Below are 14,965 nucleotides of genomic sequence, written 5' to 3'. Positions count from 1 at the left end.
AAAAAAAGCCGAACATTTTCACAACCTGTTGATGATATGTTGGCAGCATCACTTCCTTATTTTGTCGATAAAGGAAACGATATTCGGAAGATTTCCTTTTAGAAGTTTTCCTTTATAAATCAAATACCACTCGTCATCACCCTCATCGTCGATAAATATTTTCACCCCCTTATACACCTTCACTCTGGGCTTCTTTTTCAAACTGTCACTCTTCAGGGGGACTCTAATGGACTCAGGAGGGACAAACTCTTTCCTGTCACACCAGAGATCAATGCTCATTTTGATCTGCTCCAGACTGCCAGAAACAAACTCTCCATTGATTCGTGCGCGCCATTTATCTTGTTCACCACTAATGCTTTCAATATAATAGCCACGATGATACTTGCTTCTTATGTAAATTTTTCGCTGGCCCTCACTATGGTTCGGATTTTTCTTCAGGCGACTTTTCACCTGAACATTTTTAGTGAAAATCCCCCATATTGATTTTTTTCGCTCTCGGTAAGTAAACATAATCAAATATTATTTTTTAAGAAAAATCCCTAATGATGTATGGGATGTGAAATTTGGACACAAAAAACATATGGGAAATCATATGTAGCATACGCTACAATATACAATAATCTTTAATATATAATCAATACAAATAAACACTTATTCATCGCCAATAATAAGTCACAAAAGATATATTATTGACTAATTCAAATGTTTTTTTGACGCTTTCAATTAATCAATAGATATACACCGTCAATTTACCTCTGGTATGACCATTGAAATGGTCTCACTCACAAAAAATAGAGTAAAACCCCTAATTTGAATACCAATAAAATTTATCACACAGCATCACTAAATCAGCGCGGTAGCATCCATACGTAATATATTGAAGCACTCATTTTATTCATATGCCCTACAATGAAAATCGTCACTGCAGCTGTAAATTTCGAGATTGTTTCCGAACAAGGCGCCGAATACTAACCCAACAAAATGCAATGGGTAGAATATAGATAGATTCTGAACCGCCTTGACGATTTCAGTTAACCCATGATTAAGGTATCCACATATCGGTAGAAAACCGTACAGCGGCTTCAAAAGCCGGTATGCCCCCCATATGAGGGAAAGGATGCGGATATGGTATTGTCCATTGCTATCTTCGGATGGAGTTTCAGGAGGAGAGTAGAGCAGCTTTTGCTAAATAAAAAATTATTATTTATTATTATTTTAATAATATAAATTTATGGTTTTTTGTCATGCTAAACTCAGTCTGGTTGAATACATTTAAAACTTTGATTGATACGGGACACTTTACAAAAGCGGCCGAAAAGTTACATATGACCCAACCCGGTGTCAGCCAGCAAATACGCAAACTGGAAGAAGCCTGTGGGCACCAACTGGTGAGGCGAGTTAAAAAACGCTTTGAGATCACTGAGCAGGGAAGGGATGTGTATGAATATGCATGTCAGCTGGAGCGGAGTGAAGCGACCCTTTTGGACAAACTCAGTACAAACCACCCCTACGCAGGCCAGTACCGAATTGCATGCTCCGGCTCCCAGGCCCTGACTCTTTACCCTAAGTTGCTCGAGCTCCAGCAAGAATTTCCTAAACTTATTGTCACGCTGGAAGCCGCACCGAATCATAAGATTCTAATCGCAATTAAAAACAGTGATATTGATGTGGGGATCGTGACATCAATGCCAAACAGAGTCCATTTTGACACTGAGTTACTCGGCCAGGAGTCTCTCTGCCTGGTACTCCCTCAAAAATATGCTGATACAGCCAATGTCTTTGACGCATTGATGGAGCTGGGACTCATTCGCCACCCCGATATCGATCATTACCTGTCTTTATACATGGCCAAGTTTGGAGATGAAACCTTTTCTGCCTTGAAGACGGATAGCTTTCCGGTGACAGGATATGTGAACCAAATTAACCAAATACTGCTCCCCATCTCGAAAGGATTAGGGTTCACAGTGTTACCCAAATCAGCAGTCGATAGTTTCAGCCACCCTGAAACACTTGCTGTCTTCAGCCCAGGAAAAGAAGTGAAGGAAACCTTATATCTGGTCAGTAAACGTCATCGTGTATTACCCAAGCGGTTCAATACAGTCAATGATCGGCTGAGAAAGCACTTCTCTGCCGATCATTCTGGTTAATGTTCACCGTTAGAACGAAGTGCAGTTGCACCACAGCAGGGGAGCACCTGGATGGCAAGCCACCGGTTTACTGCTTCCTGCGCAGCAAGGAAGCTGAGCGATTCAGGACTTCGCTACGGGCCAACCGAGACATGTTAAATCCGTCCTCTCGAGCTCCATGCCCCTGGTTCGTTAAACCGCGATCACCTCGACCCCTCGCTCCGCAAAATCCTGAATACAGCTTTTCGGGAAATACTTATCGGTGATCACTTTATCAAAACTGCTGATATCCACGGCATGGAAGGTCGCCACCCGGCCGTATTTTGACGAGTCGCTCACCAGGTAGTTATGCTGCGCCGCAGCAACAATGGCCTTTTTGACCAGCACTTTTTCTTCGCTCGGGGTGGAAATCCCCCGCAGGTTCCAGGAGGAGGTGGAAACGAATGCCAGGTCGATATTCATTTCACGCAGCAGGTTCGCCGCTTTTTCTCCGATACAGGATTGGTTATGGCGGTCGACTTTGCCGCCGGTGTGATAAAGCACGCAATCCGAGTTGGCCATCAGATAGGCTGCAATCGCAAAATCATTGGTGATCACCGTCAAGTCGCTTCGCTGGGTGAGTTGATGAGCGATTTCCAGGGACGTGGTCCCGGCATCAAGATAAATCGTCGTATGCGGGCGGATCAATTCAGCGGCGTAGAGACCAATCTTGACCTTCTCTTCTCGCTGCTGGGTCATTTTGTCATCATGCGGCAGCTCGATATGGATCGATTCCGTCAGTTGCACCCCGCCGGAGACCGACATGACTCGCCCGTCAGCTTCCAGCTTGGCGATATCCCGGCGGATGGTCATATGTGACACATCCAGCTGCTGGGTCAGCTCGTTAATACTGATGACTTGCTGGTTACCCAGTAACGCCAAAATGGCGCGCTGACGTTCGGCTGGAATCATATTTATTACCCGTCTCTCGATCAAATCCGGAAAAAGCATAACACGTCATGACGCGAAATTGTGAACATTTGTTAAACATTGAGAATTAACGCTATGTAAGCCTCTGATATCACGCCGTAGATTGCAATTGATGTATCTATCCTCACAACGATTCACAAAAACATCCTACAGAAATGTTAATTTTTGTGATTGGCATTGCAGTAATGTTTCAATGAACGACTAGAATCACAAACATGAACATTAATTCACAAAATATAACAGCCCAGAGAAGGGGAGAGAGATGAACATAATCCAATCGGTCGCGGTGATCGGGCTGGGCTCCATGGGCATGGGCGTCGCGAAATCTTGCCTCCGTGCCGAATTCGACGTGTATGGGATTGATATCAATCCGCAGGCTTTGGAAACACTAACGACGTGTGGTGCCAAAGCAACCGCAACCAGTGCCGTGCCGTTCGCAAAAGCGCTTGATGCCGTTGTCATTGTGGTGGTCAACGCGCAACAGGTCAGAACGGTGCTGTTTGACTCGGGGCTTGCCGCGGCGCTGAAGCCGAATACCCCGGTGATGGTCTGTGCCACCATCTCTGCTGAAGATGCCAAAGCGATTGCTGCTGAGCTGGCCGTCTATGCATTACCGATGCTGGATGCGCCGATTTCCGGCGGGGCCGCGAAAGCAGAAGCGGGTGAGCTGACGGTGATGGCGTCTGGCCCGCAGTCCGTTTTTGCCCGGCTGGAACCGGTGCTGTCCGCGGTTGCCGGCCAGGTCTATCCTGTCGGTGACGCGATCGGGATGGGCTCTACGGTGAAAATCATTCATCAGCTGCTGGCCGGGGTCCACATTGCTGCCGGTGCAGAAGCCATGGCCATGGCGGCACGCGCCAATATTCCGCTCAATTTAATGTACGACGTGGTCACGCATGCCGCCGGCAATTCCTGGATGTTTGAAAACCGGATGAAACATGTCGTCGACGGCGACTACAGCCCGACATCCATGGTCGATATTTTCGTCAAGGATCTGGGCCTGGTCGCGGAGACGGCCAAGTCGCTGCACTTCCCGCTGCCGCTGGCCAGTACGGCACTCAATATGTTTACCACGGCCAGCAATGCCGGATACGGGAAAGAAGATGACAGTGCCGTCATTAAAATTTTTCCGGGTATCACGCTGCCGAACAAGGAGTAAAAACGATGTTATTAGGTGTCATCGCTGATGATTTCACAGGCGCCACGGATATTGCAGGTTTCCTGGTAGCCAACGGCATGAAGACCATTCAGCTGAACGGTGTCCCGCAGGAACAAGCTGCGGTTAAAGCGGATGCGGTTGTGATCAGCCTGAAAAGCCGCTCCTGTCCGGTCAACGAGGCCATTGAACAATCGGTCAGTGCTCTGAAATGGTTACAGGATCAAGGTTGCCGGCAGTTTTACTTCAAATATTGTTCAACCTTCGACAGCACGGCTGAAGGCAATATCGGACCGGTCACTGATGCGCTGCTCGATACATTGGGGGAGTCATTCACGATTCTCTGCCCGTCGCTGCCGGTCAACGGCCGCACCGTCTATCAGGGCCATCTGTTTGTTCAGGGCTCCCTGCTTAACGAGTCAGGCATGCGCAACCACCCGGTCACACCGATGAAAGATGCCAACCTGATGCGGCTGATGGATGCCCAGGCAAACGGGAAAACCGGACTGGTCGCATACCACGACATTGCACAGGGAGCCGCTCAGATCGCCGCCCGCTTTGAGGCGCTCAAGCAGCAGGGCTGTCGTTATGCCGTCGTCGATACGCTCGATAATACCCACCTGGCCTCGATTGGTGAGGCTTGCCGAACACTGAAACTCATCACCGGTGGCTCAGGCCTCGCAGCCGGGATTGCACACAACTGGACGGAGTCGCTGTCTGATCAGTCCCAAGCGATGCAAGCCGGGCAGCCGGCACCCGGTCCTACCGTGATTTTATCCGGCTCCTGCTCGGTGATGACCAACCGTCAGGTGGCAGTCTACCAGTCACAGGCGCCGCATTTTGCGCTGGATGTGCAGTCGTGTCTGAGCGAGCCGCACTATGTCGATACGGTCTACGACTGGGTCGTCTCTCACCTGGGCAGCACACTGGCCCCGATGGTTTACGCCACCGCCGAGCCGGAGATCCTGCGTGCTATTCAGGCAGCGTATGGTGCCCAGGCTTCAAGCCAGGCGGTCGAGCACTTCTTCCATCGCCTGGTCCAGCGCCTGCAACAGCATGGTGTCACCAACTTCATTGTCGCCGGCGGCGAAACATCCGGTGTGGTGACCCAGAGCCTGAACGTCAAAGGCTTCTACATCGGGCCGCAAATTGCGCCGGGCGTCCCGTGGGTCAAAGCAACCGATCAGCCGCTCTCGCTGGCACTCAAATCCGGCAACTTTGGCGATGAACAATTCTTTACAACGGCACAAGGGTTTATCCATGACTGAACAACAATTAAGAGCGCAGATGGTGAGCCTGGCACGCTCCATGTTCGAACGGGGCTATGCCACCGGCGGTGCGGGAAACCTGTCGCTGAAACTGCCTGACGGCAACTTCCTGGCCACACCGACAGGCTCCTCGTTCGGCCGCCTGGATGCAAACACGCTGTCTGTGGTAGACATCGACGGGAACCACCTGTCAGGGGATAAACCGTCGAAAGAGGTCGCGTTCCACCTGGCCATCTACCGCAACAACCCGGCGTGCAACGCCATTGTGCACCTGCACTCGACCTACCTGACTGCGCTGTCCTGCCTGGAAGGGCTGGACCCTGACAATGCGATCCGTCCGTTCACGCCATACTATGTCATGCGGGTGGGGCAGTTGCCGGTCATCCCTTACTTGCGTCCGGGGGATCCGCAAATTGCCACCGAGCTGGCCAACCGTGCCGGGGATTACCGGGCATTCCTGCTGGCCAACCATGGCCCGGTGGTGACCGGGACGGATTTATGTGACGCCGTGGATAACGCCGAGGAGCTCGAAGAGACCGCCAAGCTGGCGCTGATGCTCGACGGCAAAGCCATTCGTTACCTGACGGCGGCTGAAGTAACTGCTCTGAAAGGGAGAGGGAAGTAATGGCCCGTTTTGCTGCAAACCTGACCATGCTGTTCACTGAGCAGCCGTTTTCGGCGCGCTTTGCGCTGGCGCGCGAAGCCGGCTTTCAGGCGGTGGAATATCTGTTTCCGTATGCGTATGAAGCCGACGAGCTGGCCGAGCTGCTGCAAGAAAACCAGCTGGAGCAAGCACTGTTTAACATGCCGCCGGGCAACTGGGGCAGCGGCGAACGCGGCATCGCCGCCTTGCCGGGGCGTGAAGCCGAATTTCGCGACAGTGTGGCGACCGCACTCCACTATGCCAGGGTGCTGAACTGTCCGAAAGTTCACGCCATGGCCGGGATTGTTGATGCTCGCTACAGCGATGAGCAGCACCTGGAAACGTTTGTGGCCAACATCCGTTATGCCGCAGACCAGTTTGCCGAGCATGGGATCACGCTGCTGATCGAGCCGCTCAACAGCCGGGATGTGCCGAACTACTTGATTGCCCATCAGCGTGAAGCAGCAAAGATCATCGAGCGAATTGATCGGCCAAATGTGAAGCTGCAGTTTGATGTCTACCACGCCCAGATCATGGATGGCGATCTGACCACGATGATCGGGGATTTAGCGCAGACCATCGGTCACGTCCAGATTGCTTCTGTGCCGGACCGTCATGAGCCGTCAGAAGGAGAGGTGAATTACCCCCATATTTTTGCCACGCTGGATCAAGCGGGCTACAGCGGCTGGATCGGCTGCGAATACAACCCGAAAACAGGCACCAAAGAAGGCCTGAGCTGGGTAAAACCGTACCTGTAACAGGAAGTACAAATGAGATATCACGACAAGGATAATCCTATGAACATCGTAATTACCGGTGGCGCCGGATTTTTAGGCGCCATGCTGACCCATACCCTACTGGACCGCTACCCGGACATTGCCTCACTGAAAGTGGTTGATCGGGTGCCGCTACCCGAAACTGCACTCACTGACGCGCGCGTGACCTCTGTGGTTGCCGACATCACCAATGCCGCTGATGTCGAGACCCTTGTGGATGCTGACACCACCCACGTATTTCACCTGGCGGCCATTGTGTCGAGCCACGCGGAAGAAGATTTTGATCTCGGCGTTCAGGTCAACCTCACCGCAACGCAACTGCTGCTGGAAAAATGCCGCCAGGTCAACCCGGCGACCCGTTTTGTCTTCTCCAGCTCACTGGCTGTCTTCGGCGGTGCATTACCGGCTGTGATTGAGCCGATGACCGCCACTCAGCCGAGTTCGTCATACGGCACTCAGAAAGCCATGTGCGAGCTGCTGGTCAATGACTACGGCCGCCGGGGTCTGGTTGATGCCATCTCCGTGCGTCTGCCAACCATTTGCATTCGTCCGGGGACGCCCAACAAAGCTGCCTCTTCTTTTGTCAGCGGGATCATCCGCGAGCCGCTCAAAGGCGAGCGCTCCAACTGTCCGGTGGCGCAGGATCTGCCGCTGTGGATTTCCAGCCCGGCGACGGTGATCAACAACATCATTCACGCCAGCCAGTTACCCGCAGAGTCCATCAAAGGGTTCCGTACCTTTAACCTGCCGGGGATTCAGGTGACACCGGCCACCATGCTGGCGGCGATGGCAGACGTGGTGAGTCCGGCACGGGTGGCACTGGTCAGCAACGAGCCGGATCCGGCCATTGCGCAGATTGTGGCGAGCTGGCCGCAGGCATTCAACAATGAGAAAGAGCTGGCGCTGGGCTTTCAGGCAGACAGTGATTTTCAATCGGTCCTGGCGATGTATCTGAGCCAGTACCCGGTCTCACAAGAGGAGGCGGTGTAATGTTACCTATTTCAGTGATTGGTTTGATTATTGCGGTATTTGTCCTGATTTTCCTGGTCCTGCGGACCCGGGTCCACGTCCTGATCGCCATGCTGGCGGCTGCCTGTATTGCCGGCTTGATTGGGGGGCTGAGTGTTGATGACACCATGGCCGCGATCAGTAAGGGCTTTGGCGGCACCCTGGGCGGGATCGGGATCGTGATCGGTCTCGGCGTCATGATGGGGGCGATTCTGGAAACCTCCGGCGCCGGTGAGTCGATTGCCTACCATTTCATTAAATGGCTGGGGAAAAAGCGGGAAGAAATGGCGCTGGCCATTACCGGTTATATTGTCAGTATCCCTGTGTTTGTCGACAGCGCACTCATTATCCTGTACCCAATTGCCAAGTCGCTGGCGAAAACCTCACAGCGCTCGATCCTGACGCTGACCGTGGCACTGGCCGGGGGTCTGGTGGTGGCGCACCACTGTATTCCGCCAACACCCGGGCCGCTGGGTGTGGCCAGTATTTTCGGCGTCAACATCGCTTCGATGCTGGGTCTGGGCCTGCTGATCGCACTGCCCTGTATCTACGGCATCGTGATGTACGCGCGCTGGCTGGAAAACCACTTCCCGGAATACATGACACCGCCGAGCCTGGCGCATGAGTCCGGTGATCTGAAAAAAGTCCATGACGATTACATGGCATCGAAGGCCTCGAAAACCCTGCCTTCACTGACCAAGTCGATCATGCCGATTGTCGTGCCGATTGTGCTGATCCTGGTGAAATCGCTGATGTCATTGGCTGAAAAGCAGCTGGGCATGGAAGGGCTGTCGGCCAGTGCTGTGGGTGCAACCATCAGCTTCCTGGGTCACCCGGTGATTGCCCTGTCGATCAGTACGCTGCTGGCAGTCTACACGCTGACACCGTACCTGGATAAGGCCACCACAACCCATAAACTAGAAGAAGGGATCTCCACTTCAGGGATCATTCTGCTGGTCACCGGTGCCGGCGGTGCGCTGGGCAGTGTCCTGCGCGAATCCGGTGCTGGTGCTGAGATTGCCAACCAGATTGCGGCGCTGGCGATTTCACCTATTATGATCCCGTTTATTATCGCCACCCTGGTGCGCGTCATTCAGGGCAGCGGGACGGTATCAATGATCACCGCGGCATCGATTTCTGCCCCGGTACTGGCGGAAATGGAAGGGATCAACATGCTGTTCGCAGCATCAGCCGCCACCATGGGCAGCCTGTTTGCCGGTTACTTCAACGACAGCCTGTTCCACATCGTCAACCGCCTGATGGGCGTCACCGAGGTGCGTAAGCAGCTGGTAATCTGGACGGTCCCGACGACAATTGCCTGGGCGATTGGTGGTGCACTGGTGATGATCATGAACCTGATGTTCGGGACGCACGGCAGCTGGTTTGATCCGGTGCTCCCGGTGGGGGGCCTGGCAGGTTGCATTTATTTTGTAAAGTCGCAAAGTAAGCCGATGGTGGAGAAAGCTGCATAAGCGTTCAACACACCATGCCTTCTCGCGAACATTAAGCAAAGCCCGCCGGTGATACGGCGGGCTTTTTGATGTCAGCTCTGGGTGATAGCAAGCCTCCGCCGCCGGGATCATCGTCGGGGCTCGATCCGATATGATGAGCGACGGGGGAGCCTACCTGACAGTCTGCTGCCGGGTTAAATTCCGGTGCAGGTGATTGTCTTGATGTTTCCGGCGTGATGAAACCGGCAGAAGCCAGCGCGATTGGCAGAACTGATGCCTCCAGGAAAGTGACGGCGTCACGGGTGATTTTTATTGCGCTCTGGTTCGGGTACTCAGGTATCAGTGCCTACTGGCTGATATGACGCCGGAACAGGTTGGCAAGTTTCTGTGCCCCCGGGCTCAGGGGAGCCCCCTTGAGCTTGAGCAAGCCCAAGGCATGCGACGGAAAGGTGGGCAGGCCGTCAAAACACGCCAATCCACTGCCGGAAAGGGGGTCGGTAAAGAAGATACGGGGACCAAAACCCACCAGGTCTGTGCGGCGGATAAGTTCAATCATCAGGAAAGGCGAGTCACAGTGGACAATGCGCTGTGACAATGGCACACCTTCAGATTCAAGCCAGTTCACCAGCTGCTGGGCCGAGCTGCCGGCCGCCAGGCTGAGTACCCAGCGGGCAGCCAACATCTGCGACCAGTCGGTGGCTCCCAGCAGCGGGTGCCCCACCCGCGCCACCGGTTCAGATAAAATTTGGGTCAGGGGTTCGAAAGCGATCTCGTAGGGTAACTGCCCCGGCTCGGCGACGGCAATGGCGAAGTCCAGGTCTCCCTCCATCAAGCCGGGTAGCACCGTAGGCAACATGCCCTCGACAAATCTGAGACTGACATCAGGCAACTCTTTCTCAAACTCATTCAACACAGTTGCCAGTGCGGTGGCGGCAACGGAAGAGGTCACAGCTACGTTTACCCGCATCCCGACGCCGCCCTGTAACCAGCGTATCTCATCTCGCGCCTTATCCAGGGTGGACATCGCCAGGCGCGCCCGAGTCAATAACGCTTTTCCCGACGGGGTGAACTCGACACCACGATAACTGCGAATCAGCAGCTGTGCACCCAGATCAGCTTCCAGTTCACGCAAGGCCTTGGTCAGCGCGCTCTGGCTTAGATGAAGCGCCTTTGCCGCTGCGCGAATCGAGCCCTCCTCAGCGACTTTCACTAAGGCCTTGAGCTGATGATCTTTCATTTTATGTGAACACCATAGGTTGTCACCAGGCAAAATGATCTGCCTTTTCACTATCATAGTCGACGGATATTATTACGCCACCATGATGAAAGTCCATGCCAGCAGGTGGTTGTTATGATAGTTCACTCGAAAATTACGCCAGATCTCGATCAGATGAGGGATTGGCGCCGCCAAATCCATCAGCACCCGGAGCTGGGGTTTGAAGAGTTCGCCACCAGTCAGCTAGTAGCCGAGCAGCTCAAGAACTGGGGCTATGAGGTCCATACCGGCATAGCGGTCACTGGGGTCGTTGGTGTGCTGCGCTGGGGAGAGGAGCCGGTACTACGCCTGGGGCTGCGTGCGGATATGGATGCGCTGCCCATTCAGGAAGCCACCGGCCTGCCCTGGGCCAGCCAGGTCGCGGACAAAATGCATGCCTGTGGCCATGATGGCCATACCGCCATCTTGCTGGGAGTCGCCGAGACAATCGCGCGCTTGCACCGTACCCAGCAGCTGCCTGGCAGCGGCACCCTGCATCTGATATTCCAGCCGGCTGAGGAGATGGGGTTCAGTGGTGGGGCTGAGCGCATGATAGAGGAAGGTCTGTTCGAGCGTTTTCCCTGTGATGCGCTCTTTGCACTGCACAACTTTCCGGGTATCCCCATGGGCAAACTCTGTTTCCGTGAAGGGGCCTTCATGGCTTCATCGGACACGGCCAAATTGACCTTTACCGGCAAAGGGGGGCACGCTGCTCTGCCGCATCTGGCGCAGGACCCGACCCTGCCGGCTGCGGCTACCTTGCTGGCGCTGCAGAGCATTGTCGGGCGCAATGTGGATCCCAATCAGATGGCGCTGATCAGCGTGGGTCGGATGCAAGCCGGTGCCTCGGCCAACGTGATTCCCAACACGGCTGAGCTGGAGCTCAGCATCCGTACCCTGTCCCCCGAGGTGCGCGACACCCTCGAACGCCGGATTCGCACCCTGGCCCAGTCACAGGCTGACGCCTTCGACTGCCAGTGTGAGGTTGAGTACGCCCGTGGCTACCCCGTGCTGAAAAATGACCCGGAGATGACCCGGCTGGCCATCGACACAGCCAGGAAGTTGTTCGGCGACGACCGCGTCGATGCATCCATACAACCCCTGACCGGTAGCGAGGACTGTGCCTACTTCCTGGAGCAGGTGCCCGGTTGTTATTTCCTGGTCGGTAACGGCGACAACGGCCACGACGCCGGCGTCAGGGTGGGACCTTGCAGCGTGCACAACCCACATTATGATTTCAACGACGACTGCATGGCAGCGGCGGCCAACTTCCTGGTCGGCCTGGTATCCCGCTATTTCAGCGGCAGCCCCCACGCTTAAGCATAAATTAATATTATCAAGATTATACCCAACACCCAGGAGGTCACCATGAGCTCAAAACCACCCCAGACGCATCACGGTGGAGACGTCAAAAAACGCCGCTGGTTCAGCGAATTTCCTGACCCCATGGTGCTGATCTTTCTGGTACTGGTCGGCGTGTACCTGCTGACGTTTATCATTCCGGCGGGTGAATTCACACGGGAGCTCGTGGATGGCCGCAACCGGGTGATTCCGGGCTCTTTCGAGTACCTGGAGGGTGTTGCAACGCTGAGCTTCTTCCAACTGTTCCTGGCTATTCCCCAGGGGATGATCAATGCGGCGCAGTTTCTGTTCATCGTGTTTATCGCCGGCGGCCTTTTCCATGTGCTCAAGGGCACCGGTGCACTGGAAAACCTGATCGGTGTGACCGCCAACAAACTGGGGGCCAACGACAGTATCAAAAGCCGTAACCTGATTCTCACTCTGGGGACCTTCATTTACGGTTTTTTCGGCGTTGCGGTAGGCGGTGAAAACAATATCGCCCTAGTACCGATAGGAGCGCTGATCGCTTCCGCCATCGGCTGCTCACGGCTGGTTGGGGTCACCATGGCAGTGGGTGGGATCGGCGTGGGCTTTGCCCTGTCTCCGATCAGCCCCTATACCGTGGGTGTAGCCCAGAGCATCGGTGAACTGCCGCTGTTCTCAGGCTGGGAGCTGCGTACGCTGATGGTCGTGACCTGTCTGGCCACCCTGTCGGCCTATATCTGCCTGCGTGTGGTCAATATGGAGTTCCATGATGATCAACCGGTGGAAATGAGCAAGGCACTGCATGAGTACCGAGTATCACGTCAGGATGTGGTCATTCTGGCAATTTTCCTGACCGGACTGGCGATCCTGCTGACCGGGGTATTCACGCGTGGCTGGTATATCAAGGAAATCACCGCAATTTTCCTGATGATGGCGATTGTGATCGGTTTCGCTTCAGGCCTGAACGCCAATCAACTGGTCCGTCAGCTGATGGACGGTGCGGCATCCGTGACCTCGGGAGCACTGGTGATCGGCCTGGCGGCATCGATACAGGTCATTCTGAACGATGCTCACATTGTCGATACTATCGTCATATCCCTGAGTTCCATCCTTGAAGGGACACCTGTGGCGCTGGCCGCCGTGATGACCAGCGTCATTCAGGGGGTGATCAACCTGTTCATTCCCAGCGGCTCGGCCCAGGCACTGGTTACCATGCCGATCCTGATCCCGGTGGCTGACCTGCTCGGCATGAGTCGCCAGTTGATGGTCACCGCGTTCCAAATTGGCGACGGCCTGACCAATCTGTTCATCCCGACGGCCGGCGGCATCCTGGCCATGCTGGCTCTGGGGCGCGTATCCTATGCTCGCTGGCTACCGGTCATTCTGCCGATCATGGTTCCCATGTATGTCATGTGCTGGATCATGATGGTGGCAGCCTCCTATATGGGCTATTGATGGCATAAGTGCCTGTCCCTCCGCCAGAGTCAAACTGCGCGGAGGGGCGGGTTCCCGTCAAACGCTCTGGCGATTAAACGCGAAGTGATCTTTCGCGTCTGTTCGATACCCAGCCCTTCAATCATCTCCTCGCTCTACTTCCGCTTTATACCAATACACGAACTCTCGGCTTTGGCGACTGCTTGGCACGAACCCTATGGGGAGCCGTCAATCTGAACCAGCTCATCGAGACAGTCCTGGCGATGGCGAGGCTGATAAACCCGGGGTTTGCGTTTGGCATGGGGGATCCACAGGCCATCGGCGATCATCCATTGGCGCAGGGTTTCCAATGAGATAGAAATGTTGTGGCATTCAGTGAGTTTTTCACATACGTCCCGAATAGCACTCAGGCGTAAAATCTCTTACTCATTCATGGTACCAACATCGTTTGTTTATCTCACACAGACCAGATAGATACTGATCACCGTAGGAAAAACAGGACATTTCTAATTAGATCTTACAAAATAAATGCACATTATATTAATTATGTTAAATGTGATGCATATGACTTTGTGAGAGATGCGCGTCTATCACCTGGAGACGCCGCTCAGGTCGCGACCGATGTCACCTCGTTTGTCCATGACCGCGGCTCATGCCAGCGGTAGAGGAACTCGATGCCGACGATTTCCCGCCCCTGCTTGATCAGTCGATAGCCCTTCTCGCCACGCTCGCTGGTCAGGAACAGCAGCTCCTTGCGGAGCTGCGTCCTGGTCGTGATCTCCTCGATGCTGTCGCGGATACAGCGCTTCATGAACACGCTGTTGTTCTGGAAGGAACGCTTGCCGGCTTTAAGCCGGCCTTTTTCATCGAGCAGACCGAACAACCCTTTCAGCTCATTCATGCTCTGCACTTGCAGGGGAGTGTCGGCGGTCTTGAAACAGCTCAGCAGCTCGTAAAGACGCTTGGAGTACTCCTTTTTCAGCTGCAGGAAATACCGGGTATTAATCAGGGCACAGCCCTGGGCGGACGCGAGGTACTCAGCCCGCAGCAGATCATTGGGGATCATCACCAAATGACCGTCGCTGTAAGTCAGGCGCTTGAAAAAAGGGAGGTAATCAAATTCTTCCCTGCCTTTGACCGACAATGTTCGCAGGCCGACCTGGCGCAGCGACAACCGTTCGGCAACCGGACTGAGCACCGAGGCGACATGACGCGGCTCAATCCCGAGCCATTGGGAAAGCTGGTTGCAGGAAAATCGGTATACCGGTGTATGGTGATGCCAGTCCGGCGCTTGCATGTGAGCCATCATCAGCGCCAGCAAGTCGGCCTCACGGGCAGAGAGATCCTGGCGGCTGAAAAGCAACTGATGGCCTTTTCTAATATGTCCGGGCAAGGCCGAGCCAATCGATGGCGGACAGGCATCTGATATCACAGCAGGTTTTCCTTTATTCACACAATGCCGGCATGAGGTAAGCAAAACAAAGCGATGGCAACGGTCCGCTCCAACACAGGGTCAAACGCTGCAGGTCGGAACACCTAAGGTGTGACAGCGT

General features: G+C 54.3%; 13 protein-coding genes and 1 pseudogene. 9 read left to right on the top strand and 5 right to left on the bottom strand.

All coding sequences use genetic code 11. From position 1 onward, the window contains the following. Positions 1-48: 48 nt before the first annotated feature. Positions 49-510 carry a DUF3319 domain-containing protein gene (locus NNL38_RS24425; RefSeq protein ID WP_255392392.1) on the bottom strand — a complete coding sequence of 154 codons (462 nt, stop codon included), beginning with the start codon at positions 508-510 and terminating at the stop codon, positions 49-51. A 734-nt stretch (positions 511-1,244) separates the two neighbouring features. Here NNL38_RS24425 and NNL38_RS24420 point away from each other — a divergent pair. Then, a complete protein-coding gene (locus NNL38_RS24420) occupies positions 1,245-2,147 on the top strand; it encodes a LysR family transcriptional regulator (RefSeq protein WP_255392391.1) in 903 nt (300 codons plus the stop codon). Between the two features lie 171 nt (positions 2,148-2,318). Here the strand turns inward: NNL38_RS24420 and NNL38_RS24415 are convergent, their stop codons facing one another. After that, on the bottom strand, positions 2,319-3,077 hold the full coding sequence (locus NNL38_RS24415) for a DeoR/GlpR family DNA-binding transcription regulator (protein ID WP_255392390.1): 759 nt from the start codon (positions 3,075-3,077) through the stop codon (positions 2,319-2,321). A gap of 280 nt (positions 3,078-3,357) precedes the next feature. Here NNL38_RS24415 and ltnD point away from each other — a divergent pair, with 280 nt between their 5' ends. Genes ltnD through NNL38_RS24385 form a run of 6 tightly spaced genes read left to right on the top strand, consistent with a single transcriptional unit; the run spans position 3,358 to position 9,418 of the window. Next, the gene (gene ltnD / locus NNL38_RS24410; RefSeq protein ID WP_255392389.1) at positions 3,358-4,254 is read left to right on the top strand and encodes an L-threonate dehydrogenase; all 897 of its coding nucleotides are present in this window, start codon (positions 3,358-3,360) and stop codon (positions 4,252-4,254) included. 5 nt (positions 4,255-4,259) lie between these two features. After that, the gene (gene otnK / locus NNL38_RS24405; RefSeq protein ID WP_255392388.1) at positions 4,260-5,519 is read left to right on the top strand and encodes a 3-oxo-tetronate kinase; all 1,260 of its coding nucleotides are present in this window, start codon (positions 4,260-4,262) and stop codon (positions 5,517-5,519) included. Next, the gene (gene otnC / locus NNL38_RS24400) at positions 5,512-6,144 is read left to right on the top strand and encodes a 3-oxo-tetronate 4-phosphate decarboxylase (protein WP_255392387.1); all 633 of its coding nucleotides are present in this window, start codon (positions 5,512-5,514) and stop codon (positions 6,142-6,144) included. Before otnK ends, otnC begins: the two co-directional genes overlap by 8 nt. After that, positions 6,144-6,920 carry a 2-oxo-tetronate isomerase gene (gene otnI, locus NNL38_RS24395; protein WP_255392386.1) on the top strand — a complete coding sequence of 259 codons (777 nt, stop codon included), beginning with the start codon at positions 6,144-6,146 and terminating at the stop codon, positions 6,918-6,920. The genes otnC and otnI overlap by 1 nt, the downstream gene beginning before the upstream one ends. A 39-nt stretch (positions 6,921-6,959) precedes the next feature. Continuing rightward, positions 6,960-7,928, top strand: coding sequence for a D-erythronate dehydrogenase (gene denD / locus NNL38_RS24390; RefSeq protein ID WP_255392385.1), 969 nt, complete (start codon positions 6,960-6,962; stop codon positions 7,926-7,928). Continuing rightward, the gene (locus NNL38_RS24385) at positions 7,928-9,418 is read left to right on the top strand and encodes a GntP family permease (protein WP_255392384.1); all 1,491 of its coding nucleotides are present in this window, start codon (positions 7,928-7,930) and stop codon (positions 9,416-9,418) included. Before denD ends, NNL38_RS24385 begins: the two co-directional genes overlap by 1 nt. Before the next feature lie 325 nt (positions 9,419-9,743). Here NNL38_RS24385 and NNL38_RS24380 read toward each other — a convergent pair whose 3' ends face one another. Next, on the bottom strand, positions 9,744-10,634 hold the full coding sequence (locus NNL38_RS24380) for a LysR substrate-binding domain-containing protein (RefSeq protein WP_255392383.1): 891 nt from the start codon (positions 10,632-10,634) through the stop codon (positions 9,744-9,746). Between the two features lie 114 nt (positions 10,635-10,748). Here NNL38_RS24380 and NNL38_RS24375 point away from each other — a divergent pair, with 114 nt between their 5' ends. Together NNL38_RS24375 and NNL38_RS24370 are read left to right on the top strand one after the other, a co-directional pair. Further along, complete coding sequence (locus tag NNL38_RS24375; RefSeq protein WP_255392382.1) at positions 10,749-11,972, top strand: M20 aminoacylase family protein; 1,224 nt, start codon at positions 10,749-10,751, stop codon at positions 11,970-11,972. Positions 11,973-12,020: 48 nt separating this feature from the next. Next, complete coding sequence (locus NNL38_RS24370) at positions 12,021-13,433, top strand: YfcC family protein (protein WP_255392381.1); 1,413 nt, start codon at positions 12,021-12,023, stop codon at positions 13,431-13,433. A 200-nt stretch (positions 13,434-13,633) separates the two neighbouring features. Here the strand turns inward: NNL38_RS24370 and NNL38_RS24365 are convergent. Together NNL38_RS24365 and NNL38_RS24360 are read right to left on the bottom strand one after the other, a co-directional pair. Next, a pseudogene (locus tag NNL38_RS24365) lies at positions 13,634-13,798 on the bottom strand (ISNCY family transposase); the annotation flags it as partial. A gap of 221 nt (positions 13,799-14,019) precedes the next feature. Next, positions 14,020-14,844, bottom strand: a complete 825-nt coding sequence (locus NNL38_RS24360) for a replication initiation protein (RefSeq protein ID WP_255392380.1) — start codon at positions 14,842-14,844, stop codon at positions 14,020-14,022. Between the last annotated feature and the right edge of the window lie 121 nt (positions 14,845-14,965).

The sequence above is a fragment of the Photobacterium atrarenae genome, from assembly GCF_024380015.1.
Lineage (GTDB): Bacteria > Pseudomonadota > Gammaproteobacteria > Enterobacterales > Vibrionaceae > Photobacterium > Photobacterium atrarenae.
This window is presented reverse-complemented; position numbering and strand designations above follow the sequence as displayed.